The 23,992-nt window shown below is 72.3% G+C and carries 22 protein-coding genes; 10 read left to right on the top strand and 12 right to left on the bottom strand.

What is annotated here, in order from left to right:
- The first annotated feature begins 11 nt into the window (after positions 1 to 11).
- The 5 genes from ACZ7CD_RS32475 to ACZ7CD_RS32455 all read left to right on the top strand — a co-directional run bounded on the left by ACZ7CD_RS32475 (position 12) and on the right by ACZ7CD_RS32455 (position 4,482).
- Entirely contained in the window at positions 12 to 203 is a 192-nt protein-coding gene (locus ACZ7CD_RS32475; RefSeq protein ID WP_458431930.1) for a ferredoxin, read from the top strand.
- A gap of 78 nt (positions 204 to 281) precedes the next feature.
- Positions 282 to 1,367 carry a Zn-dependent alcohol dehydrogenase gene (locus tag ACZ7CD_RS32470; protein ID WP_360388988.1) on the top strand — a complete coding sequence of 362 codons (1,086 nt, stop codon included), beginning with the start codon at positions 282 to 284 and terminating at the stop codon, positions 1,365 to 1,367.
- 9 nt (positions 1,368 to 1,376) lie between these two features.
- Positions 1,377 to 2,222 (top strand): SDR family NAD(P)-dependent oxidoreductase, encoded by an 846-nt coding sequence (locus tag ACZ7CD_RS32465; RefSeq protein ID WP_470380397.1) that lies wholly within the window; start codon positions 1,377 to 1,379, stop codon positions 2,220 to 2,222.
- A gap of 8 nt (positions 2,223 to 2,230) precedes the next feature.
- On the top strand, positions 2,231 to 3,736 hold the full coding sequence (locus ACZ7CD_RS32460; protein ID WP_458431933.1) for an aldehyde dehydrogenase family protein: 1,506 nt from the start codon (positions 2,231 to 2,233) through the stop codon (positions 3,734 to 3,736).
- A complete protein-coding gene (locus tag ACZ7CD_RS32455) occupies positions 3,736 to 4,482 on the top strand; it encodes a glucose 1-dehydrogenase (protein ID WP_470380396.1) in 747 nt (248 codons plus the stop codon). Before ACZ7CD_RS32460 ends, ACZ7CD_RS32455 begins: the two co-directional genes overlap by 1 nt.
- 178 nt (positions 4,483 to 4,660) lie before the next feature.
- On the opposite strand, the gene ACZ7CD_RS32450 is transcribed toward ACZ7CD_RS32455, so the two are convergent.
- The 8 genes from ACZ7CD_RS32450 to ACZ7CD_RS32415 form a co-directional block, all read right to left on the bottom strand.
- Positions 4,661 to 6,487: a cation:proton antiporter gene (locus ACZ7CD_RS32450; RefSeq protein ID WP_470380395.1), complete on the bottom strand. Its 1,827-nt coding sequence runs from the start codon at positions 6,485 to 6,487 to the stop codon at positions 4,661 to 4,663.
- Positions 6,488 to 7,114: 627 nt separating this feature from the next.
- Positions 7,115 to 7,546 carry a universal stress protein gene (locus ACZ7CD_RS32445; RefSeq protein WP_470380394.1) on the bottom strand — a complete coding sequence of 144 codons (432 nt, stop codon included), beginning with the start codon at positions 7,544 to 7,546 and terminating at the stop codon, positions 7,115 to 7,117.
- Positions 7,547 to 8,800, bottom strand: coding sequence for an SLC13 family permease (locus tag ACZ7CD_RS32440; RefSeq protein WP_470380443.1), 1,254 nt, complete (start codon positions 8,798 to 8,800; stop codon positions 7,547 to 7,549).
- A 106-nt stretch (positions 8,801 to 8,906) separates the two neighbouring features.
- Positions 8,907 to 11,741: a glycoside hydrolase family 2 TIM barrel-domain containing protein gene (locus ACZ7CD_RS32435; RefSeq protein WP_470380393.1), complete on the bottom strand. Its 2,835-nt coding sequence runs from the start codon at positions 11,739 to 11,741 to the stop codon at positions 8,907 to 8,909.
- A 150-nt stretch (positions 11,742 to 11,891) separates the two neighbouring features.
- Complete coding sequence (locus tag ACZ7CD_RS32430; protein WP_470380392.1) at positions 11,892 to 12,278, bottom strand: substrate-binding domain-containing protein; 387 nt, start codon at positions 12,276 to 12,278, stop codon at positions 11,892 to 11,894.
- Complete coding sequence (locus ACZ7CD_RS32425; protein WP_470373761.1) at positions 12,244 to 12,447, bottom strand: LacI family DNA-binding transcriptional regulator; 204 nt, start codon at positions 12,445 to 12,447, stop codon at positions 12,244 to 12,246. The genes ACZ7CD_RS32430 and ACZ7CD_RS32425 overlap by 35 nt, the downstream gene beginning before the upstream one ends.
- Before the next feature lie 23 nt (positions 12,448 to 12,470).
- A complete protein-coding gene (locus tag ACZ7CD_RS32420) occupies positions 12,471 to 13,388 on the bottom strand; it encodes a DUF6891 domain-containing protein (RefSeq protein WP_360388959.1) in 918 nt (305 codons plus the stop codon).
- 23 nt (positions 13,389 to 13,411) lie between these two features.
- Entirely contained in the window at positions 13,412 to 14,269 is an 858-nt protein-coding gene (locus ACZ7CD_RS32415; RefSeq protein ID WP_360388956.1) for a LysR family transcriptional regulator, read from the bottom strand.
- Between the two features lie 78 nt (positions 14,270 to 14,347).
- Between ACZ7CD_RS32415 and ACZ7CD_RS32410 the strand changes: the two genes are divergently transcribed.
- Genes ACZ7CD_RS32410 through ACZ7CD_RS32400 form a run of 3 tightly spaced genes read left to right on the top strand, consistent with a single transcriptional unit; the run spans position 14,348 to position 17,494 of the window.
- Entirely contained in the window at positions 14,348 to 15,577 is a 1,230-nt protein-coding gene (locus ACZ7CD_RS32410) for an aspartate aminotransferase family protein (protein WP_360388953.1), read from the top strand.
- A 10-nt stretch (positions 15,578 to 15,587) separates the two neighbouring features.
- The gene (locus tag ACZ7CD_RS32405) at positions 15,588 to 16,733 is read left to right on the top strand and encodes an acyl-CoA dehydrogenase family protein (RefSeq protein WP_360388950.1); all 1,146 of its coding nucleotides are present in this window, start codon (positions 15,588 to 15,590) and stop codon (positions 16,731 to 16,733) included.
- Positions 16,730 to 17,494: an HTD2 family dehydratase gene (locus tag ACZ7CD_RS32400; protein WP_360388948.1), complete on the top strand. Its 765-nt coding sequence runs from the start codon at positions 16,730 to 16,732 to the stop codon at positions 17,492 to 17,494. The genes ACZ7CD_RS32405 and ACZ7CD_RS32400 overlap by 4 nt, the downstream gene beginning before the upstream one ends.
- A gap of 12 nt (positions 17,495 to 17,506) precedes the next feature.
- Here the strand turns inward: ACZ7CD_RS32400 and ACZ7CD_RS32395 are convergent, their stop codons facing one another.
- The 3 genes from ACZ7CD_RS32395 to ACZ7CD_RS32385 are packed head-to-tail and all read right to left on the bottom strand — an operon-like array spanning position 17,507 to position 20,467.
- Entirely contained in the window at positions 17,507 to 19,009 is a 1,503-nt protein-coding gene (locus tag ACZ7CD_RS32395; RefSeq protein WP_470380391.1) for a tripartite tricarboxylate transporter permease, read from the bottom strand.
- Positions 19,002 to 19,496, bottom strand: coding sequence for a tripartite tricarboxylate transporter TctB family protein (locus tag ACZ7CD_RS32390; RefSeq protein WP_360388943.1), 495 nt, complete (start codon positions 19,494 to 19,496; stop codon positions 19,002 to 19,004). Before ACZ7CD_RS32390 ends, ACZ7CD_RS32395 begins: the two co-directional genes overlap by 8 nt.
- Positions 19,493 to 20,467 carry a Bug family tripartite tricarboxylate transporter substrate binding protein gene (locus tag ACZ7CD_RS32385; RefSeq protein WP_360388941.1) on the bottom strand — a complete coding sequence of 325 codons (975 nt, stop codon included), beginning with the start codon at positions 20,465 to 20,467 and terminating at the stop codon, positions 19,493 to 19,495. Before ACZ7CD_RS32385 ends, ACZ7CD_RS32390 begins: the two co-directional genes overlap by 4 nt.
- Positions 20,468 to 20,610: 143 nt before the next feature.
- Between ACZ7CD_RS32385 and ACZ7CD_RS32380 the strand changes: the two genes are divergently transcribed.
- Positions 20,611 to 22,182 carry a sensor histidine kinase gene (locus ACZ7CD_RS32380; protein ID WP_360388938.1) on the top strand — a complete coding sequence of 524 codons (1,572 nt, stop codon included), beginning with the start codon at positions 20,611 to 20,613 and terminating at the stop codon, positions 22,180 to 22,182.
- A complete protein-coding gene (locus ACZ7CD_RS32375) occupies positions 22,179 to 22,850 on the top strand; it encodes a response regulator (protein WP_458431945.1) in 672 nt (223 codons plus the stop codon). Before ACZ7CD_RS32380 ends, ACZ7CD_RS32375 begins: the two co-directional genes overlap by 4 nt.
- 37 nt (positions 22,851 to 22,887) lie before the next feature.
- Here the strand turns inward: ACZ7CD_RS32375 and ACZ7CD_RS32370 are convergent, their stop codons facing one another.
- Positions 22,888 to 23,991, bottom strand: a complete 1,104-nt coding sequence (locus tag ACZ7CD_RS32370; protein WP_360388932.1) for an RES family NAD+ phosphorylase — start codon at positions 23,989 to 23,991, stop codon at positions 22,888 to 22,890.
- Position 23,992: the final 1 nt, after the last annotated feature.

The raw sequence follows: 23,992 nt of genomic DNA, 5'->3' as shown, positions 1-23,992 counted from the left end.
AGGAGGCCGCGATGAAGGTCGACGTCGACCCGTCGCTGTGCGAGGCGCACGGCGTGTGCACGACAATCCTGCCCGAGGTATTCGATCTCGACGATGACGAAGTTCTGCAGATCCGGCCCGGTGTCGTGACGTCGGCGGAGGAGCCGGTGGCCGAGCGGGCGGTGGCGTCGTGCCCCAAGAGTGCGCTCCGGCTCTCACGCTGATGGACCTTGTCACGAACAGGAACAGATTCTAGTGTGCGACGGGTACCTCGGCCGTGAGCTCAGCGAGGAGTGATACCGGTGAAGGCTGCCGTGCTCAACCAGGTCGGCGACGACAAGCTCGAGCTCCGCGACGACGTGACCACCACCGCGCCGGGGCCGCAGGAAGTCCGCATCAGGATCAAGGCGTGCGGGGTGTGCCACAGCGACCTGTCCGCCATGGACGGAACGCTGCCGGCCCTCGTGCCGGGGGTGGTCGGGCACGAGGGCGCGGGGGAGGTCGTCGAGATCGGCAGCGCCGTGACGTCGCTCGCGGTGGGCGACCACGTCGTGATCACGTTCGTGCCGCCGTGCGGGAAGTGCGCGCAATGCGTGAGCTCCCAACCACATCTGTGCCTCGTCCACACGCTCTCCGCGTTCACGTCACCGCGGTTCGTGGTGGGTGGGAACCCGGCGTTCGGGTACGCGGGGCTCGGTGCGTTCGCCGAGGAGATGGTGGTGCCGGCGGACGCGGCGCTGAAGATCGACGACGACATCCCGTTCGACGTCGCCGCGCTGCTGTCGTGCGGCATCCTGACCGGCGTCGGCGCGGTGCTCAACACCGCGAGAGTCGAACCGGGCGCGAGCGTCGCGGTGATCGGCTGCGGTGGCGTCGGCATCGCGGTGATCCAGGGCGCGCGGCTCGCCGCAGCCGCCAAGATCGTCGCCGTCGACCCGGTGACGGAGAAGCACGAGGTGGCACAACACTTCGGTGCGACGCACGCGACGACACCGGACGGCATCGCCGAGCTGAACAACCAGCTGAACACGGGCATGGGCTTCGACTACGTCTTCGACGTGGTGGGGCTGCCGGCGACGATCCGCCAGGCGTGGGACCTGACCCGGCGTGGCGGCCACACGGTGGTCGTGGGCGCGGGCAAGGCCGACGCGATGGTGTCGTTCAGCGCGCAGGAGCTGTTCCTGCACGACAAGACGCTGCACGGGTCGTTCTACGGGACGGCCAACTTCCGGCGGGACGTGCCGCGCATGCTGGCGCTGTGGCGGCAGGGGCGGCTCGACCTGGAGGGCATGATCAGCAAGCGGATCCGGTTCGAGGACCTCAACGAGGGCCTGCAGGCGTTGCGCGGCGGCGGATCGCTGATCCGGCAGGTAGTGCTGTTCGACTAGGAGTCTCTTGTGGACCTTGCGGGGAAGGTCGCCGTCGTCACGGGCGCCGGTGCCGGGCTGGGCAGGGCAGAAGCGCTCGCGTTGGCCGGGGCCGGCGCGTCGGTGGTGCTGAACGACCTGCCGGGAGCGGCCGACGCGGTCGTGGCCGAGGTCGAGGAGCGCGGCGCGAAGTGCGCGGTGGTCGAGGGCGACGTGGGGGAGCGCGACACCGCCGACGCCCTGGTGGCCGCGGCGGTGGAGCTCGGCGGGCTGCACGTCGTGGTGAACAACGCGGGCGTGCTGCGCGACCGGATGCTCGTCAACATGTCCGACGAGGACTGGGACCTCGTGGTCCGCGTGCACCTGCGCGGCCACTTCCTGTTGTCGCGCAACGCGGTCGCACTGTGGCGGCAGCAGTCGAAGGCTTCGGGCGGACCGGTGTACGCGCGGATCGTCAACACCTCCTCCGAGGCGTTCCTGCTCGGGTCGGAGGGCCAGGCGAACTACGCGGCGGCCAAGGCGGGGATCACCGCGCTGACCGTCGCGACCGCCCGCGGCACCGGCCGGTACGGCGTGCGCGCCAACGCCATCTGCCCTCGTGCGCGCACCGGCATGACCGCGCACGTCTTCGGTGACGCGCCCAGCGGCGCCGACCCGCTGGACCCCGTGCACGTCGCGCGGTTCGTGGCGTACCTGGCCTCGCCCGTGGCCGCGGAGATCAGCGGGCAGGTGTTCGTGGTGCACGGCGGGATGGTCGCCCTGATGGCGCCCCCGGCCGTGGAACAGCGCTTCGACGCGCTGGAGGACGTCGCGGGGTACTTCGCCGCGCGCGATCCGCAGAGGACTTTCTCCTGTACCGAAACGCTCGCCCTGTAGGAGGAGCTGTGACGCTCACCGTGCAACCGCACCGCGAGACGCTGGGGTTGAAGGACGGCCGGCTCTTCGTGGGAGGTCAGTTCCGCGACGCGGAGGAGACCTGGACGCACCGCCACCCCGCGACCGGCGAGGAGATCGGCCGGTTCGCCGTCGCCACGCCGGGGGACGTCGACGACGCGGTGCTGGCCGCGCGCAAGGCGTTCGACGACGGCGTGTGGTCGCGTGCTCGGGTGCAGGAACGCGTCCGGGTGCTGCTGCGGTACGCGAATCTGTTGCGGGAGAACGCCGACGAGCTGCGCGGGCTGCAGGCGTTGGACAACGGGGTGCCGCTGTCGTTCGGGCAGATCTACGCGACCTCGGTGGGGATCGCGGCGGACATCTTCGAGCACCACGCGGGCTGGATCGACAAGGCCGGCGGCCAGACCCTGCCGCCGTACCAGGGCGGTGACCACCTGGCGATGACGTTCCGCGAGCCGGTCGGCGTGGTCGCGGCGATCCTGCCGTGGAACGCGCCGTTCGTGCTCTTCGCGCAGAAGCTCGCGCCCGCGCTCGCCGCCGGCTGCACGGTCGTGGTGAAGCCGTCGGAGTTCGCGTCGTTCTGCGTGATCCGGATGGTGGAGCTGCTGACCGAGGCCGGGCTGCCCGACGGAGTGGTCAACCTGGTCACCGGACCGGGCGAGCCGACCGGGCAGGCGCTGATCGCGCACCCGCTGGTGGACAAGATCAGCTTCACCGGGTCGCGGGCGGTCGGCCGCAAGATCGTCGAGGCGTCGGCGGGGACGATGAAGCGGGTGTCGTTGGAGCTGGGCGGCAAGAGCCCGGCACTGGTGTTCGCCGACGCGCCGAACGTGGGCCTCGCCGCGATGACGTGCATGGGCATGGTCACCATGGGGTTGTCGGGGCAGGCGTGCGTGGCCCACACCCGTGCGCTGGTCGCGCGCGAGGTGCAGGAGGAGTTCGTCACGATGGCCACGATGATGGCCGGGGCCGTGACGTTCGGCGACCCGTTCGACCCGGCGGTGCTGGCGAGCCCGTTGATCAACGAGCGGCAGCTGGAGCGCGTGCTCGGCTACATCGACCGCGGCCAGGAGGAAGGCGCCCGGCTGGTCACCGGTGGCACCCGGCTGGACGGCGAGTTCGCGTCCGGCAACTTCGTGGCGCCGACGATCTTCGCGGACGTCTCCAACGACATGGCGGTGGCGCGCGACGAGATCTTCGGGCCGGTGCTGACCGTGGTGCCGTTCGACGACGAGGACGAGGCGGTCCGGCTGGCCAACGACACCGACTACGGGCTCGGTGCCGGCATCTACACCAACGACGTGAAGCGGGCGTTCCGGGTCGCGAAGTCGTTGCGCGCCGGGATGATCGGCGTCAACGGGTTCCAGCTGGAGCCGCACGTGCCGTTCGGCGGGTACAAGCAGTCCGGGCTCGGCCGTGAGGGCGGGCAGAGCGCCTACGAGGCCTACACCGAGCTCAAGACCGTGATGATGCCGCTGACCGACGAGCTGATGTGATGCGGCTGTCCGGCAAGGTCGCCCTGATCACCGGCGCGGCCCGCGGCCAGGGTGCGGCAGCGGCCAGCCGGTTCGTCGCCGAGGGCGCGTCGGTGCTGCTGACCGACGTGCTCGACGAACCGGGCAAGGAGCTGGCCGCGTCGCTCGGTGCGCCCTACTTCCACCTGGACGTGTCGTCGGAGGACGACTGGGCGGCGGCGGTGTCGGCGGCGGGCGAGCTGGGGGAGATCTCCGTGCTGGTGAACAACGCGGGCGTGCTGCACTTCTCGCCGCTCGCGGACACCACCCTGGCCGACTACCAGCGGGTCGTCTCGATCAACCAGGTCGGGACGTTCCTCGGGATGCGCGCCGTCGTGCCGTCGATGAAGCGAGCCGGCGGCGGGTCCATCGTGAACGTGTCGTCGGTCGAGGGGCTCGCCGGAATGCCGATGCTGACCGCGTACACGGCGTCGAAGTTCGCGATCCGCGGCATGACGAAGGTGGCGGCGCTGGAGCTGGGGGAGCACGGGATCCGGGTGAACTCGGTGCACCCCGGCGCGATCGACACGCCCATGGTCAGCACGGCGCTGGGCCGCGAGATCGACGTGTCGCCGATCGGCAGGCGGCTGGCGCTGCGGCGGATCGGGCATCCGGAGGACGTGGCGAACGTCGTGCTGTTCCTGGCCAGCGACGAGAGCGCGTACTGCACCGGCGGGGAGTTCGCGGTGGACGGTGGAGCGACGGCGACGCACGCCCTGGGTCGCTGACCTGGGCTTCCGAAATTGTCAGACCTCGTCGCTACCGTTGTCGGTGCACGGTCGGAACGAGGGGTGCGTCAGTCCCCGAGCGCTGGTCGTGTCCTCGTCGTCGGGGGTGGATGCCCCGGTCGTGCTCGTCGCGGCCGGGCCCCGGTGCCGATCCGGTCCGCGCCGCTGCCGGGCGGCGTCAGGCGGTGAAGCGAGCGGCTTGGCCGTCGATGAAGTTCTGCGCGCGTTCGAGGGTGTGCGAGCTGTACGTCCCTCCTGCGCGGGCATCGAGCAGGGCGTTCTGCTGGGCGTCCAGGAGGAGGCGTTGAAGTTCCCCCTGCTGGTGCAGGGGGCTGTCCGGATCGTGGTCCGCGGTCAGCATCTTGTCGAGGATCTCCGCCAGGGCGAGACCTCGTGCCCGAGCCTGCTCCAGCACCGCCTCGTCGAACGGCATGCCGTTCTGGCGTTCGAGCGCGGTGTTCTCCAGCACGGCCTGGGTCGCGGTCATCAACTCGGCGGCGAGGCGGGCGTACTCGCGGCGCTCGTGCTCCTCGTCGTTGCCGCGGATGCCGAGCAGCCGGATGAGCGCGGGCAGGGTGCCGCCCTGCAGGAGCAGCGTGACGATCGCGACGGTGAACGCGATCAGCACGAGCTCCGCGCGGTGGGGCACGTCGGTGGGCAGCGACTGGGCGGCGGCGAGCGTGACGACGCCGCGCATGCCCGACCACGCGAGCACCGCACCGCCACGCCAGCCGAGCCCTTCGCTGGCGAAGAACGTGGCGTCCGCGTGCTTGCGCTGCAACGCCCTGGTGGCGCGCTCGTAGCGCCTGCCGGGTTGCGGGCCGTGCTCGGAGATCCGGTCGAGCACCGCCTCGATCCGCCCGGTGAGCCGGTCGGCACGGCGCTGCTGGCGGCGCAGCAACGCGATCAGCGGCACCACGAACACCACCCGCAGGACGATCAGCAGCGCCGTCGCCAGCAGGCCGAGGGTGAACGCGGCCCACACGCTCTCACCCGATGCCCGCACGTCGCTGACGACCGCCGTGATCTCGAACCCCATCAGGAGGAAGACACCGTTCTCCAGCAACAACTGAATGGTGCGCCAGTTGGTGCGCTCGGAGATCCGGTCGTGCGCGGTGAACCGCTTCGCGCTCTGATGACCGGTGATCAGCCCCGCCGTCACGACGGCGATCACGCCGGACGCGTGCAGCTCCTCTGCCGGGATGAAGGCGAGGAACGGCACGACGAACGAGATCGCGGTCGTCAGCACCGGCTGCCCCTGGATCCGCGACCGGGCCCAGACCGACACCACCCCGACCACCGCACCCACGACCACGCCGATGAGGACCGCCCGCCCGAAGTCGCCGAGCGCTCCCCAGAAGCTGACCGTGCCCGCGATCGCCGCCACGGCCGTGCGCAACAGCACGAGCGCCGTCGCGTCGTTGACCAGCCCCTCACCCTCCAAGATGGTGACGAGCCGCGGCGGCAACCCCAGCCGCTTGCCGATCGACGTGGCCGCCACCGCGTCCGGCGGGCTGATCACCGCACCGAGCGCGACCGCGGCCGGAAACCCGATCTCGGGCAACAACCACCAGATCAGCAACCCGGTGCCGAACGCCGACCCGACGACCAGCAACACCGACAACGCGCCGATCGCGCGGAAGTTGCGCCGGAAGTCCATCACCGGCACGTTCACCGCCGCCGAGTAGAGGATCGGCGGCAGCACCACCACGAGGATCCACTCGGGCTCCACGACCACGTGCGGCGCACCGGGCACCTGGCTGCACACCATCCCGACCACCACGAGCAGCACCGGCGCCGCCACCCCGACCCGCGGCGCGACGTACGACACCACGACGATGATCAGCACCGCGACGACGGCGAGCAACGCCAGCTCCTGCATGATCGTCAGTCTGGCCGCCCACGCCGCGTCCGGCCACGCGAGCCGCACTGCGGCGCGGCTCGGCAACCGGCACGCCCGCTCCACTGCGCCCCGGCGGGGCGTCGGCCGATTCGCGGCCGCCACGCCCGCTCGCGCCCCGCGCTCTGACGAGCCGCCGGCCGGTTCGCAGCCCAAGCGTCCACTCTGGCCTGGCGTCCGCCGGCACGCGCGCCCGCGTCCCACCGAGCCCTGGTGGGCGTCGGCCGGTTCACGACCGCAGCGTCCCTCCCAGCCCGGCGTCTGCCGGCACGTCCACTCGCACCCCACCGCGCCTGGCAGACCGCTGGCCGGTCCGCAGCCGCAGCCTCCCCCCATCCGGCGTCCGCCACCACGACCCGCTCACCCCAGCCGCCGCGCTCGCCTCACCGAGTCAGGCCGGGCCGATGGCCCGTTCGCAACCGCGGCGTCCACTCCGGCCCAGCGCCCGCCGGCACGTCCACTCGCACCCCACCGCGTCCTGACGGGTCGCTGGCCCGTTCGCAACCGCAGCGTCCACCCCCGCCCGCTGTCCGCCGACACGACCGCCCGCACCTCACCGCGCCCGACGGACCGCTGCCCGGTCCGCAGCCGCAACGTCCACTCAGGCCCGGCGTCCGCCGCCGCGCCGCTCGCCTCACCGCGTCGGGCCGCTGACCCGTTCGCAACCGTGGCGTCCACCCCCGCCCGGCACCCGTCGCCACGCCCCGCTCACCCCAGCCGCCGTGCCCGCTCTCACCCCGCCCACACCAGCAGCACCGGGCAGGGTGCGTGGTCCACGACGTACCGGCTCGCCGGCCCGAGGCTCTTCGGCCCCGGATGCCCGTGGTCCCCGTCCCGCGCCACGACCAGCAGCTGCGCCCCCTCCGCCGCCGCGACGACCTCCCGCTCGACCCGGCCCGACCGCTCCAGCCGGGTGCACGGCCGACCAAGTCGCGAAGCAGCCGCAGCGAGCAGGTCCGAGCCTGAGGTCGATGCGAGCGACTCCAGGGTCGTGCCGGGGTCGAGGCCGCGGCGGCCGAGGAGGCCGGCGAACGCGCCGTGGGCCGCGTGCGGCACGTCGTGACCGCTGACGTGCAGGAGGGTGATGTCGGCGTTCGGGTAGGCCTTCGCCGCGTCGACGCACGCGGGCCAGGTGCCCTCGACGACCCAGACCAGGACGGCCACTCAGCCTCCGATCAGCAGCAGGGAACCCCACAGTGCCACCACCGCGGCGACCAGGCTCGCCGGTACGGTCAGCAGGCCGAGCCTGGTGAACTCGCCGAGGTCCACGTCGTGGTCGTGCTGGTGGACGATCCGCCGCCACAGCAGCGTCGCCAGCGAGCCCGCGTACGTCAGGTTCGGGCCGATGTTCACCCCGAGCAGCACCGCCAGCACACCGCCGGGACCGGTGGCGGCCACCAGCGGCAGCAGCACCAGGACCGCGGGCAGGTTGTTGATCAGGTTCGCCAGCACCGCCGCCAGCGCGGCGATCGCGAGCAGGGCCACCAGGCCGTTCCCGTCGGGGATGACGCGGGCCAGCGCGGCGCCGAGACCGTTGTCCACGACCGCCTTCACGATGATCCCGAGCGCCAGCACGAACGCCAGGAACGGCAGCGACACCGAGGCCACGACCTTGCGGACCGTCGTCCGCCGCCGCGCCAGCGCCCGGACCGCCAGCACCGCGGCACCCGCCGTCGCCGCCCAGGCCGGGTCCACGCCGACCGCCGAGGTCACCACGAAACCGGCGAGCGTGGCCACGACCGTCGCCAGCGCGAACACCGGCATCTCGGGCGCCTCCTCGTGCCGCGGTTCGGCGCTGGTGGCGAGCTCGTGCGCGAAGAACCGCCGGAACACCAGGTACTCGGCCAGCACCGCCACCACCCACGGGCCCGCCATCAGCCCGGCGAACCGCGTGAACGACAGGCCGCTCGCCGTGAACGCCAGCAGGTTCGTCAGGTTCGACACCGGCAGCAACGTCGAGGCCGTGTTCGACAGATGCGTGCACGCGTAGACCGGCGCCTTGGGCCGCACCCCGGCCCGTGCCGCCGTCGCGAACACCACCGGGGTCAGCAGCACGACCGTCGCATCGAGACTCAGCACCGCCGTGATCACCGACGCGAGCCCGAACACCCCGGCCAGCAACCGCTGCGGCCGTCCCGCCGCCCACCGCCCCAGCCAGGCACCGCAGGCCCGGAACAGACCCTCGTCCGCGCACAGCTGCGCCAGCACCAGCACCGCCGCCAGGAACCACACGACCGGCGCCAGCCGCACCACCTCGTCCCACGCGTGCGGCAGCCCGATCGCCCCGGTCAGCACCGCGACCGCCGCCGCGGGCACCGCCACCACCGCCTCGGGCAGTCCACGGGGGCGCACCACCGCGCACACCAGCACCAGCACGAGCAGGACGACCGACACGCCCTCCGCCAGCCACCCGCTCAACACCCGGCACTCCCGTCTCGCACCCGTTCGCCGCAATCGAACCACGCGCGAACGGGCCGCCGCCGGACGAGCGCCCGTGGCCTTGACCACGGGCGCGAGGACCGGGTCAGGAGGCCGTGAACGTCAGCGTGAAGCTCGTCTTCTCCGCGTGCAGCCGGTGCCGGGGGAGGACACCGGGCCCGCACGACGCCGTTCCCAGGCCGTGCTGCGCCACGTCGAGGTTCAGGTGCACCCGGTCCCGTGCCCGCAGGTCGGTGGTGTGCGTGGCCGCGTCGAGGTCCTCGGACGTCCACCGGCGCGCGGCGAAGTCGAACACCGGCTCGCCCTCCACCCGCACCCGGCGCACGCCGTCGCTCAGCTCCAGCCACCGGGCGTCGGCGCGGTTGCCGTTCTCCTGCGGGAACACGTACGGCGTCTGCAGACCGTCCACGGTGGACGCGAACCGCCCGACCCGCACCGCCTGCCGGCTGTCGGCGTAGGCCTCGCCGGGCCCGCGGCCGAACCACGACACGGCGTCCAGCGCCCCCGGCAGCGCCAGCCGCAGCCCGAGCCGGGGCAGCGTGCACGGCCACTCGCCGTCCGGTTCCACGTCCACCCGCAGCCGCAGCCGGTCGCCCTCGGCGGTCCACCGGTAGTCGGCGCGCATCCCGAACCCCCACGCGGGCGGCGCCACCCGCGTCCGCACGGTGATCGAGTGCTCCGCTACCTCCACGGCGGCCACCCGGTGCTGCACCCGGTGCAACCCGGCCGCGCGCCACGCCCGCTCGTCGGAGGCCTGGTCGCCGCCGCGGTCGTTGTCGGTCGGCGCCCGCCACAGGTCGAGGCGGGGGCCGTCCAGCTGCAGCGGGCCGAGCCGGGTCAGCAGGCCGGTGACCGGGGAGAACACGCCGGGACCGAGCCGCAGGACCCCGCCGCTCCGCACGACCGCGGCAGGCACGTCGCCACCGGCCGCCTCTCGACCGCGCGCACCGACGACCGCGACCTGCCCCACCGCCACCACGTGCCCGGCCGCTGCCCACCGCGTGCCCGCCGCCAGCACGGCCCGCACGGTCAGCCACCCCTCGCCAGCGACGTCCGGCAGCTCCGGCAACGGCACCTCGGCGTCCTGCCCCGGCCCGGTCGCCGGCACCGCCAGCACCCCGGACGCCACCGCGCCCCCGTCGTCCTCGTACACCCACTCGAACCGCAGGTGCTCCAGCGACACGAGGTCGTAGCGGTTCACCACCCGCACACCGCCGTCGGCACCGGCCGAGATCCGCACCGGCGCGAACACCGCAGCGAACTCCATCAGCCCCGGCGAGGGCACCCGGTCGGGGAACACGAGCCCGTCGATGACGAAGTTCCCGTCGTGCAGCGGTTCGCCGAAGTCGCCGCCGTAGGAGAACCGCCCGTCACCGGCGATCCCGTGGTCGATCCACTCCCAGACGAACCCGCCCTGCACGTGCGGGTACCGCTCGAACAGCTCCCGGTACTCCAGCATCCCGCCCGGCCCGTTGCCCATGGCGTGCGCGAACTCGCACAGCACGAACGGCAGCGCCCGGCGGCGTTCGTTCGCGTCCTCGCGCCGCCCGATCTGCTCGACCTCGGCGTGCGAGGCGTACATGCGGCTGTGGACGTCCACGTACTCGCAGTCGAGGTCGCCCTCGTAGTGCACCGGCCGGGACGGGTCGCGGTCACGGGTCCAGGCCGCCATCGCCGCCAGGTTCTGGCCCGTGTGCGACTCGTTGCCGAGCGACCACAGCACGATCGACGGGTGGTTCTTGTCCCGCTCGACCATGCGCCGCATCCGGTCCAGGTAGGACTCGAGCCACACCGGGTCGGCGCTCGGGTTCCCGGACCAGCCGAGCTCGGTGAACCCGTGCGTCTCCAGGTCGCACTCGTCGACCACCCACAGCCCGTACTCGTCGCACAGCGACAGGAAGAACGGGTCGGGCGGGTAGTGGCTCGTGCGGACGGCGTTGACGTTGTGGCGCTTCATCAGCTCGACATCCGCCACCGAGAACGCGTGCGGCACCGCACGGCCCAGCGCCGGGTGGTGCTCGTGCCGGTTCACGCCGCGGAACTCGATCCGCGACCCGTTGACCGTCAGCACCCCGTCGACGATCGCGACCGTGCGGAACCCGATTCGCACCGGCACCCGTTCCGCGGCGGTGTGCACGACACCGTCGTACAACCGCGGCTGCTCGGCGCTCCACGGTTCCACCGCGACCGCCGCGCTCTCACCGGCGGGCAGGTCGTGCACGTCCAGCTCCGGCACGGTGACCAGCAGCCCGTCACCCTCCACCGACAGCGTGCCCAGTCCCGTGAGGTGGTCGTAGGAGGCGTTGAGCCGGTAGTCCGCGACGCCGCCGCGCGGGCGGGACAGCAGCGCGACGCCGCGGAAGATGCCGGACAGCCACCACATGTCCTGGTCCTCCAGGTAGCTGCCGGAGGACCACTGGTGCACCCGCACGACGAGGACGTTGCGGTGCGGGCGGAGCACCGCGCTCACGTCGAACTCCGCCGGCAGCCGGCTGCCGCGCGTCACGCCCAGCTCGACGCCGTTGAGCCACACCCGCCCGCACGAGTCGACGCCGTCGAACCGCAGCACCGCCGGCTCGTCCGGCCAGAACACCGGCAGGTCGAACACGAGCCGGTGGTCGCCGGTCGGGTTCTCCGACGGCACGCGCGGCGGGTCGACGGGGAACGGGTACCGGACGTTCGTGTACGCGGGCGACCCGTGCCCCTGCAGCTGCCAGTGACCGGGAACGGTGATCGTGTCCCAGGAGCTGTCGTCGAAGTCCTCCGCGGCCACGTCGTCGGACAGCACGGCGGTGGGGGACAGGCGGAACCGCCACGCCCCGTCGAGCGGCAGTGCGGCCGCGTCGGAGGAGAAGTGCGCGCGCGGGGGCAGCGCGCCGTGGCCGGGACGGGGGTCTTCGAGGTAGGTCGGCTGAGACATGTGTTCCTTAGCCCTCGACAGCGCCTGCGGCGATGTTGCGGATGAGATCACGTGCGCTGATCGAGGAACATGACCACCAGCGGCACGACCGCCACTGGAGGACGGGTGTTCCACGTCGTGACGAATATCCGTGAGCGCTCCCGTGAGCGTTCACGGATTGGTGCGAAGGATGAGCGCCGCCGTCACGACCAGCTCGGCACCCGACAGCGATTGCCCGCCGGCCAGCAGCAGGGCGGCCTGCTCGACGACGGTGCCGAGCTGCAACCCGTCGAACCCGACCACGGCGAGGTCGTCCGGCACCTTCAGACCGCGCCTGCGGGCGGACCGCAGCGCGCCGACCGCGATGGTGTCGTTGAACGCGAACACCGCGGTGACACCGGGATGCCGGTCCAGCAGCGCGGTGAGGGCCTCGGCGCCGCCGTCGACGGACTGTTGTGCGGCCGTGACGGCACGCGAGTCGAGCCCGTGCGTGGCCATCGCCGCGCAGAACCACGCGTGCCGGTCACCGGGGTCGGCGCGGTTGGCGTGGTCGAGCATGCCGACGTGCCGGTGCCGGCCGCGACGAGGTGGTCGACAGCGGCGTCGCGTCGAGGACGCGCCGTTTGGTGGCGCTGTCGATCTCGCCCTTGTCGTTGAGCGCGCGCGACACGGTCTGCCGCGACACGCCCGCGGCGCTCGCGACGTCGTTGATCGTTGCGCGCTTCATGACGACCGAGTGTGCCGCCCGTCCTAGCCGACCAGGCGGCGGCGCCAGTCCAGCGCGGTGACGGAGATGGCCCGGCCGGGGTCGCCGTTCCACTCGGTGCGCAGACCGGCCGCCTCGACCGCGGCGACGATCTCCGCGCCGACCGCGGCGGTGGTCTCGGCCGTGCCGTCGAAGCCGCCGTAGTACAGCGCCAGCCCGTGGCCGGCCGCGGCGGCGTCCGTGGACTGGGCGTGGAAGTAGACGAACCCGCGGGCGCCCGGAGCGGCCTCGTCGCCGATCTCGGCGTTGCCGCAGGTGCGGCAGCAGGTGAAGTTCTCGCGGGCGGTGATGCCCGCCTCGTCGAGCGCGGCGAACGCGCGGGTGAGCCGTTCCGGGTCGGTCTCGCCCTCCCAGGTCGCCTGTTCCTCGACCCGTTCCTGCCACAGCCGGTCGGCCAGTGCCCGCGCCTGCTCGGGTGAGACGGGCCTGCGGTCCTTCGTGGCCAGGTGGTCCTCAGCGAGCTCGGCCAGGTCCGCGCGGGAGGCGTAGCCGCCGGCCAGCACCTCGCGGACGCGCTGCTCCAGCGACGTGCGCTCCTCCTCGGTGAGGTCGAGCGACGGCACCTGCGCCGCGGGCGGCAGGTCCAGCGGCGACCAGGCCAGGCCGCGGTCCCAGCCGCTCTCCCGGCGGGCCCAGCCGACGAGGGTCGCGGCCACGGCGTCCGGCTCGCCGGCGGTCGCCGTGAAGTGCCGGTCCGCGGCGCCGTCGCGGTGCTCCACGGAGTAGTCGCCGCCGTTCTGGTGCCAGACCTGGGCGAACACCCCGGGCAGGTCGGGCACCCGCTGCACGACGAGGAACCGGTCACCGGCGCCGCCGATCCGGTGGACCAGCCCGGCCAGCTCCTGCTCGGACACGCGGACGTGCCGTTCACCGTTCTCCACCTGCACCGTGATCTCCAGCATGCGCAGACTCTGGCACACGCCTCTCAGCCCGCCGCGGAGGCCAGCGCGTCGAGCACGGTCGTGATCGGGGCGCGCGAACCCCGCCGCACGGCCGCCGTGATCCGGCGGGTCACCGGCAGCTCGCGCGCCACCACGTCGAAGCGCGGGTGGACGGCCAGCGCGGGCAGCAGCGCGACCGCCAGCCCGGCCTCGACGTGCTGCAACGTCAGCACGTAGTTGCTGAAGCGGGCCACCACCCGCGGCTCGAACCCGGCCTGCCGGCACAGCCGCGTGGCCAGGTTCGCCATGTACGAGCCGGGCACGTCGAACACCCACCGCTCGTCCTTGCACGCCTTCAGGTCCGTCGCCGGGTGACCGGGCGGGGTCAGCAGCACCACCGGGTCCTCGCCGAGCGGCACGACGTCGACGTCCGGCGGCACCGGCAGCTCCACGAAGTCGGTGGTCGTGATGATCACGTCGACCTCGCCGGCCAGCAGCGCGGGCATGCTCGCGTGCGGTTCCAGCTCGACCAGCTGCACGTCCAGGTGCGGGTGGTCCAGCTGCCCGATCGCGGGCACGGCCAGCGTGTGGATCGAGCTCTGGAACGCCCCGAGCCGCACCCGCCCGGACGGTTCGGCGTTGAGCCCGCGCAGCTCGGCCTCGACGGCGTCCATGTGGTCGAGGACCGCCCGCGCCCGCCGCGCCAGGATCAACCCGGCCGACGTGAGCCGCACCCGCCGCCCGGTGCGTTCCAGCAGCTGCGTGCGCGTCTCCGCCTCCAGCACCGCCAGCTGCTGCGACACGCTCGACGCACTCATGTTCGCGGCCTGCGCCACCGCGCGCACGGTGCCCAGCGCGTCCAGCTGGCTCAGCAGCTTCAGCCGCCACGGGTTCAACGTCATGCTGTGCAGTATTTCCGAACAGCGAGCGTGGGATTGCGAGATGGACCTGATGCTCGCGCGCTCGTAGCGTCCCGGTCCATGGAGACCTTCTGGGAGGACGTGGACCGCCACCTCGTGCGCTACGGCGGCACCTTCACGCGAGAGATCATCGACAGCGCCGCGGGCAGCTTCCTGTTCACCGAGGACGGCCGCCGCATCCTGGACTTCACCTCCGGTCAGATGAGCGCGATCCTCGGCCACTCGCACCCGCGGATCGTCGCGACCGTGCAGCGCCAGATCGCGAACCTCGACCACCTCTTCAGCGGCATGCTCAGCCGCCCGGTCGTCGACCTGGCCCGCCGGCTCGCCGGGACGCTGCCGGACCCGTTGCGGAAGGTGCAGCTGCTCACCACCGGTGCCGAGTCGAACGAGGCCGCGCTGCGCATGGCCAAGCTGGTCACCGGCAAGCACGAGGTCGTGGCCTTCGCCCGGTCCTGGCACGGCATGACCGCCGGTGCCGCGGCCGCCACCTACAGCGCGGGCCGCAAGGGCTACGGGCCGGTGGGCGGCAACTTCGCGATCCCGGTGCCGACCGCCGACTGGCAGGCGCAGCTCGACCTGGCGTTCGACCTGATCGACGCCCAGTCGGTGGGCTCGCTGGCCGCGTGCATCGTCGAGCCGGTCCTGAGCTCCGGCGGCATCATCGAACCGCCGCTGGGCTACTTCGCGGCCTTGCAGGCCAAGTGCCGCGAGCGCGGCATGCTGCTGATCTTCGACGAGGCGCAGACCGGCCTGTGCCGCACCGGCACCTGGTACGCGTTCGAACGCGACGGCGTGGTGCCCGACATCCTGACGCTGTCCAAGACCCTGGGCGCCGGCCTGCCGCTGGCCGCCGTGATCACCTCCGCCGAGATCGAGGAGGAGGCGCACGCCCGCGGCTACCTGTTCTTCACCACCCACGTCTCCGACCCGCTGGTCGCCGCCGTCGGCAACACGGTGCTGGACGTGCTGGTCGAGGAACAGCTGGACGAGCGGGTGGTGAAGCTCGGGGCGCACCTGCGCACCGGGCTGGACGACATCGCCGCGCGGCACGACCTGGTGACCGACGTGCGCGGACGCGGGTTGCTGGTCGGGGTGGAGATCGGGGACGAGTCGCTGCACGCGCCGATCACGCGGAGGTGCCTGGAGCTGGGGCTGCACATGAACATCGTGCAGACGCCCGGGATGGGCGGGGTGTTCCGGATCGCACCGGCGTTGACCACGACGGAGGAGGAGCTGGACCTCGGCTTGAGCATCCTCGACGAGGCGATCGGATCGACGACGGCCTAGGTTGGAGGGCATGGCGCTCACCGAGGACGAGACCGCGATCGTCGCACTGGCCGGCGAGTTCGTCGACCGCGAGGTGCGGCCGGTGGCACGGGAGCTCGACCACACCGACACCTACCCCGAGGCGCTCATCGACCAGATGAAGGAGATGGGCGTCTTCGGGCTGGCGGTGCCGGAACCGTGGGGGTCGGTGGCGGTGTCGGCCGAGTGCTACGCGATGGTGACCTCGGAGCTGGCCCGCGGGTGGATGTCGCTGGCCGGTGCGATGGGCGGGCACACGGTCGTCGCCAAGCTGCTGGTGGCGTTCGGCACCCGCGAGCAGCAGGACGCCTACCTGCCGCGGATGGCCACCGGTGAGCTGCGGGCGACGATGGCGCTGACCGAACCCGGCGGCGGCTCCGACCTCCAGGCCATCCGCACCACGGCGCGCAGGGACGGCGCGGACTACGTGGTCAACGGTTCCAAGACGTGGATCACCAACGCGCGCAGGTCGGGGCTGATCGCGTTGCTGTGCAAGACGGACCCGTCGGCGTCGCCGCCGCACAAGGGCGTGTCCGTGCTGCTGGTCGAGAAGGGGCCGGGGCTCACGGTGTCGCGCGACCTGCCCAAGCTCGGCTACAAGGGCGTGGAGAGCTGCGAGCTGTCCTTCGACGACTTCCGCGTGCCCGCGACCGCGGTCCTCGGCGGTGTGGAGGGCCAGGGGTTCGCGCAGATGATGCGCGGCCTTGAGATCGGGCGCATCCAGGTCGCGTGCCGGGCCCTCGGCGTCGCGCAGGCGGCGCTGGACGACTCGCTCAGGTACGCCCAGGAGCGCGAGAGCTTCGGCAAACCCATCTGGCAGCACCAGTCCATCGGCAACTACCTCGCGGACATGGCCACGAAGCTCGAAGCCGCCCGCCAGCTCACCCTGCACGCCGCCCGCCGGTACGACTCGGGGGAGCGCGCGGACCTGGAGGCCGGCATGGCGAAGCTGTTCGCCTCGGAGACCGCGATGGAGGTGGCGCTCACCGCCGTGCGCATCCACGGCGGCTACGGCTACTCCACGGAGTTCGACGTCGAGCGCTACTTCCGCGACGCACCGCTGATGATCGTCGGTGAGGGCACCAACGAGATCCAGCGGACCGTCATCGCCCGCCAGCTGGTGAAGAGGGCGAAGTGACCACCGACCTGCTGCTCCCCGACCCCGCGCACGCACTGGGCGCGCTGCTCGACGTGCCGGTGCCCGACCTCGCCGAGGAGGGCCTGCCGCTGCTGTGGCACTGGCTCTACCTGCTCGACCGCCCGGCGCAGGCCGACCTCGGGCCGGACGGGCACCCGTTCCGCAACACCGTCCCGGTCCCGCCACCCGGACGGCGCCGGATGTGGGCGGGTGGCCGCGTGCGCCGCTCGGGGCCGCTGCGCTGCGGCGAGACGGCCACGCGGGAGACGACCGTGCTGTCCACCGAGGACAAGCAGGGCCGGTCGGGGCCGTTGACGTTCGTCGTGGTGCGGCACCAGATCTGGCAACGCGGGGAGGTCGTGGTCGAGGAGGAGCAGGACCTCGTCTACCGCGAACCCGGAACGACCCCGGACTTCCCGGAGACACCGGAGGTGCCCGCCGCGGAGCACGAGTGGGCCGTCGACGTGACCCCGACGCTGCTGTTCCGGTTCTCCGCGCTGACCTACAACGCCCACCGCATCCACTACGACCGCGACTACGCGCGGGACGTGGAGGGGTATCCGGGCCTGCTGACGCACGGGCCGTTGCAGGCGCTCGCGATGGCCGAGGCGGGGAGGAGGGCGGGGCTCGCCGGTGACTTCGAGTACCGGCTCGTGGCCCCGTTGTTCGACCACCAGGGGATGGTGGTGACGCCGACGTCGGTGCGCGACCGGTACGGCCGGCGCACCGCGACCGGCGGGTTCACCGGAGCGCCCCGGTGAACCCGCCGGTCCTCAGACGGCGGTGAGCTCCGCGGTCCTGCGGCGCCGCAGCCGCAACACCACCGCCACCGCGAGCAGGACGGCCAGCACCGCGTAGCAGACGGCCGCGAACGGGCTCGCCACCAGCGCGGTCAGGTCGCCTTCGCTGATCTGGAGGGTCCGGCGCAGCTGCTCCTCCGCCAGCGGGCCGAGGATCATGCCGACCACCAGCGGTGCCACCGGGTAGCCATGGCGGCGCATGAAGAAGCCGACCACGCCGATCACCAGCAGCACGACCAGGTCGTCCACCACGAAGTTCACCGCGTAGGTGCCCAGCGCGGCGAACAGCAGGATGCCCGCGTACAGGTACGGGCGGGGGATCTGCAGCACCTTCACCCAGATCCTGACCAGCGGCAGGTTCAGCACGAGCAGCATCACGTTGCCGATGTACAGCGACGCGATCAGCGCCCACACCATCTCGCTGTTGTTCGTGAACAGCAGCGGTCCCGGCTGGATGCCGTAGCTCTGGAACGCCGCCACGATCACCGCGGCCGTCGCCGTCGTCGGCAGGCCCAGCGTCAGCAACGGCACCAGCACGCCCGCCGCGGCCGCGTTGTTCGCCGCCTCCGGACCCGCCACGCCCTCGATCGCGCCCTTGCCGAACTCCTCCGGCCGCGTGGAGAGCTTCTTCTCCGCCGCGTACGACAGGAACGTCGACACGTCCGCGCCACCGGCGGGCACGGTGCCGATCGGGAAGCCGATCACCGTGCCGCGCAGCCACGGCTTCCACGACCGCGACCAGAACTCGCGGGTGAACCACTTGCCGCCGACCGGAATGACCTCGATCGGGCCGTGCCGCAGCCGGGAGGCGACGTAGAACGCCTCGCCCACCGCGAACACGCCGACCGCCACCACGACCACGTCGACGCCGTCGGCCAGCGTCGGGATGCCCAGCGTGAACCGGGACTGCCCGGACAGCGTGTCCGTGCCGATCAGGCCGATGAACAACCCGAGCGCCAGCGACGCGAGACCGCGCACGGGGGAGGACCCGAGCAGCGCGGCGACCGTCGTGAACGCCACGACCATCAGCGCGAAGTAGTCGGCAGGGCCGAGGGTGACCGCGACGTCCGCGATCGTGGGGGCCAGCGCGGTCAGCAGGACGGTGGCGATGGTGCCCGCCACGAACGACCCGATCGCCGCCGTCGCGAGTGCCGCCGCGCCCTTGCCCGCGCGGGCCATCTTGTTGCCCTCCAGCGCGGTCACGATCGACGCGGACTCGCCGGGCGTGTTCAGCAGGATCGACGTGGTCGACCCGCCGTACATGCCGCCGTAGTAGATGCCCGCGAAGATGATCAGCGCGGCCGTCGGTTCGAGTGTGTAGGTCAGCGGCAGCAGCAACGCCACCGTCATCGCGGGTCCGATGCCCGGCAGCACGCCGACCGCGGTGCCGAGCGTGACGCCCAGCAGCGCGTAGAGCAGGTAGAGGGGCTGCGCGGCGGTCGCGAAACCGTCGATCAGCGCGGTGATGTCACCCATCGAGGAGGGGCACCCCCTCGAAGATCCCGGCGGGCAGCGACAGGCCCAGCCCGGACGCGAACACGACCTGCACCACCAGTGCCAGCACCACGGCGACGATCAGCGCGCGCCACCACACGGCACCCAGCGCCCAGGCGGCGCCGAAGAACAGCACGGTCGCGGCCACCGGCCACCCGGCGATGTCGATCAGCGCCAGGTGCGCCACCAGCACGACCACCAGCTTGGCCACCGTCGCCCAGTCGGTGCGGACGCCGGTGTCGACGTCCTCACCGTCCTCGGCCTGGCCGAGCTTGCCGCGTGCGGTGGCGATGATCGCCGCGATGCCGGTGACGACCAGCAACGCACCCACGGCGTAGGGGAAGGCACGCGGCCCGACGGAGGTGTCGGTGCCGCGCGAGGCGATCGTGGTCGCGTCGACCAGGACGAACGCCCCGATCGCCACGACCAGCCCGCCGAAGCCGTACTCCTCGGCCTTCTCCGCACTCACTTCGCGAGGCCCATCTCCTCGAGCGCGGGCTTGATCCGGCCGATCTCCTTGGTGAGGAACGTCGAGAACTCGTGACCGGTGAGGAACGTGTCCGTCCAGCCCTTCTTCTTGAGCTCCTCCTGCCACTGCGGGCTGTTGCGCATGTCGGTGACCAGCGTGATCAGCCGCTCCTTGGCCGCGGGCGAGATCGAGCCGGGCGCCACCACACCGCGCCAGTTGATCAGCTCGACGCCCTTGCCGACGCCCTTGAGCGTGGGCACGCTGCCGCCGAGGTCCGTGTGCTCCTTCGGACCGGACGTGCCGAGCGCGCGCAGCTTGCCCGCCTTGATCTGCTCGCGGTACTCGCCGATGCCGGAGATGCCCGCGTCGACCTTCTTGCCCAGCAGCGCGGCCAGCGACTCACCACCGCCGGAGTACGGGATGTAGTTGAGCTTGAGCGGGTCGATCTCCTTGGCGGCCAGCAGCATGGCCGCGAGCAGGTGGTCGGTGCCGCCCGCCGAACCGCCGGTGATCGAGACGCCCTTGCCCTTCTCGTTCACGGCGTTGAGCAGGTCGTCGATCGTCTTGTGCGGCGAGTCGGCCGGCACGACGACGACCTCGTCCTCCGCGGTGAGCCGCGCGATCGGGGTGGTGTCCTCCAAGCGGGTGTCGACGTTGTTGGTCTCCACCGCGCCGACCATCACCAGACCGGTGACCATCAGGTACTGCTCGGAGCGCTCGTTCGCGAGCTTCTTCAGCCCGACCGTGCCGCCCGCGCCGCCGACGTTGCTGACCTGGATCGATCTCACCAGGTTCGCGCCGTTCATGGCCGTCTGCATCGCGCGCGCCGTCTGGTCCCAGCCACCGCCGGGGTCGGCGGGCGCCATGATCTCCAGCTTGGCGAGCGCGTCGGAGCCGCTCTGCCCCTTCTGGCCGCACCCGGTGACCAACAATCCCGCTGCGGCCACCACCGCGACCCATTTCCTGCTCATCGTCCACACACCCGTTCCCTCGGCGACGTTGGGCGGGAACGCTAAGGAGGGGTGCGTTCACACGTAAGCAAACGGTCGTAAGACTCCTATTGGTCGTTTAGTTTGTGGCGCCGACCACAGCTCTTGCATTAGAAACGTCAGCCATGCGCAGCCGTCGCCGCGTCTCACTGGGCGTCTCCCTGCTGGTACTGCAGGTGGTCATCGTCCTGGTGACCACCTGCGCCGCCGGCCTGCTCGCGGCCAAGCTGCAGAGCGACCGCATCCGCGACTCCTACCAGGACCGGATGCTGGCCGTCGCCGAGAGCGTCGCCCGGCTGCCGACCGTGGTCGGCGCGTTCGGCAGCCCCGATCCGGCGGCGACCATCCAGCCGCTGGCCGAGCTGATCCGCACCGCCTCCGGCGTGACGTACGTGGTGGTCACGAACGACAGGGGCGTCCGCTACGCGCACCCCGACCCGCGCCGCATCGGCGAGCGCGTCTCCACCGACCCGTCCACGGCCCTGTCGGGCAACGTCTTCGTCGGCACCGAGACCGGCACCCTGGGCACCTCGCTGCGGGCGAAGGTCCCGATCCGCTCCGAGGACGGCAGGATCATCGGCATGGCCTCGGTCGGCATCCTGGAGAGCCAGCTGTCCGCCGACCTCGCGGAGGACCTGCCCGAGCTGATCGGCTGGCTCGCACTGGCCGCCCTGGTCGGCGTGCTGGGCGCCGCCCTGGTCACCCAGCTGGTGCGCCGCCGCACGTTCCGGCTCGAACCCGCCGAGATCGCCCAGCTGCTGGAGACCCGCGACGCGATGCTGCACGGCATCCGCGAGGGCGTCGTGGCCGTTGACGAACACGGCCGCCTCGCGCTGGTCAACGACGAGGCCATGCGCCTGCTCGGCCTGGGCGCCGACCCCACCGGCCGCCCCGCCGACGAGGTGCTCGACTCCGGCGTCCTCGACCTCGCCCGCGGCGACGACGTCTCCGACCGCCTCGTCCTCGCGGGCGAACGGGTCCTGGTCGCCAACCGGATGACCGCGAAGACCGCGGGCCGTGCCGTCGGCGTGGTCCTCACCCTGCGCGACCGCACCGAGCTGCACGACGCCCTGCGCCAGCTCGACGGCCAGCGCACCGTCACCGAGGTGCTCCGCGCGCAGGCCCACGAGTTCTCCAACCACCTGCACGTCATCGGCGGCCTCGTGGAGCTCGACCGCCGCGACGACGCCGTCGCCTACATCGAACGCGTCGGCGGCGCCGGCTCGCTCACCTCCGACATCGTCACCGGCGCGGGCGCAGACCCCGCGCTGGCGGCGTTGCTGCTCGCGAAGTCCTCCACGGCCCACGAACGCGGCGTGGCCCTGCGCCTGGACGCCACCTCGTCGGTCGACGTCCGCGCCGGCGACGACGCGCTGACCGTGCTCGGCAACCTCCTCGACAACGCCGTCGACGCCGTGGACACCGGCGGCACCGTCCGGGTGCTGGTCCGGTCGTCCGACGCCGGTGTGCGGGTCGTGGTCGACGACGACGGCCCCGGCATCGCCGAACCCGACCGCAACCGCGTCTTCGACCTCGGTGTCAGCTCCAAGGCGGTGGCCGGCGCGCACGGCAGGGGCATCGGCCTCGCACTGGTCTCCCGCGTGGTCACCCGCCGCAACGGCAGGGTCGACGTCACGGACTCTTCGCTCGGCGGCGCGTCGTTCGACGTGTGGCTACCGGAAACGGGGAACAGATGACCGTCCGTACGCTCGTGGTCGACGACGACTTCGCCGTCGCCGCCATCCACCGCGAGTTCCTCACGGCCCTGCCCGAGTTCGAGGTGGTCGGCGAGGCCCACGGCGGCGGCGAGGCCCTGCGCGCGGTCGAGGTGCTGCGCCCGGACCTGGTGCTGCTCGACATCCACCTCCCCGACATCTCCGGCCTGGAGGTGCTGGCCCGCCTGCGCGCCCGTTCCGGCCCGCCGGTGGACGTCATCGCGGTGACGGCCGCCCGCGAGCTGGAGACCGTGCGCCAGGCGATGTCCCGCGGCGTCGACCACTACCTCGTGAAGCCGTTCACCCGCACGGCGTTCCTCGACCGCATGCAGCAGTACGCGGTGCGCCGCACCGAGGTGCAGCGCCTCGGCCAGTGGCTCGACCAGGACGAGGTCGACCAGCTGCTGCAACACCGCCCGCGCTCGGCCGGTGTGCCGAAGGGCCTGTCCGCACTGACCCTGAAGCTGGTCATCGCCGCGTTGCGCGACTGCGAGAGCGACCTGTCGGCGCAGGAGGTCGGCGAACGGGCCGGGTTGTCGCGGGTGAGCGCGCGGCGGTACCTGGAACACCTGGTGAGCATCGGCAAGGCCGAGGTGCAGCCGCGGTACGGAATGGCGAACCGGCCTTCACACGGTTACCGCCTGACCTGAGGAAATTGCGGTGCCGCGGCGAAGCCGGATGATTCCGCTAATCGTGCAGCAACCGGTCGACCAGCAGCTTCACGTCGGGTTCGCCGAAACCGCGCGGGAGTTGCACGTACTGCGCCGCGGCGAGGTGCTCCAGCTCGGGCGGAAGTGTCGCGGCTGTGAGCTTCAACCGGGCGCCGAGCAGCACCGGAACCACCGGTACACCGCTCTCGTGCGCCAGGACGAGCTCTCTGCGCACCCAGTCGGCGGGGTTCTCCAGCAACGGCACGCCGTTCTCGTCGGCCTCGTTCTCCCAGCGGCGCCCGATCACCGCGAGGACCGTCTCGCAGTGGCGCACGTTGTCCTCCAGGGCGGTGGCGAAGTCCGGTGTGCCGGGCCGGATCGAGCGCACGTCCCGGAAGACCGCCTTCTCACCGAGCCGGCGGCTGAGCTCCCGGTGCAGCAGCTCCGGCGCCTCCTGGCCGTCGCCGGTGCGGTAGTTGATGAAGAACCGCGGCCAGGGCGCCGGCTCCTCCACCTGCACCCGGTAGGGGCTCAGCAGGTCGCGCAGCCAGGGGAGCTCGGCGTCGTCGTCCAGGACGTGCCGGACACCGGTCGGCACGGGCGCGGCGCAGCGGTCGTCGAAGAGCACCAGGGTGTCGCGGGGCATGTCCGCGATGGACTGCCAGAGGATGCCGTCCGCCCACGGGACCTGGTCGTGCAGCCACGTCGCCCACTCCCTGGTGAACGGGAAGTGCTCCGGAGGACCGGTGACGAGCCGGCTGTCCTGGTGCACCTCGGCGAGGTCGTGGGCGCTGTACAGCCGGACCAGGGCCAGGTCGCGGGAGGTGCGCACCTCGGTCAGCACCTGACCGGCCAGCGCGGCCCGCGGCAGCACCCGTTCGGTGCCCGGCGTCAGCGCGAACTCGCGCAGGAACCGCTCCGCGACGGTCGTCTCCGGCGCCGCCGACAGGCACAGCGTGCGGTAGCCGCAGGCAGCGGTCGCGTCGAACCGGCCACCACCGGCGAACAGGCTGGTCTGCGGCCGGTCGAACAGCAGCGGGTCGTGGGCAGCGGCGTGCACCCGGTGCAGCACCGTGCCGACGGGAACGGTCGCGCGTGACGGCGTGCCGGTGAGGGTCGCGGGAGGCGCGTGGTGGATCACG

This window comes from Lentzea sp. NPDC036949 (assembly GCF_055608075.1).
The sequence above is the reverse complement of the archived record's forward strand: the minus strand, read 5'-3'. Positions and strand labels throughout refer to the sequence as shown.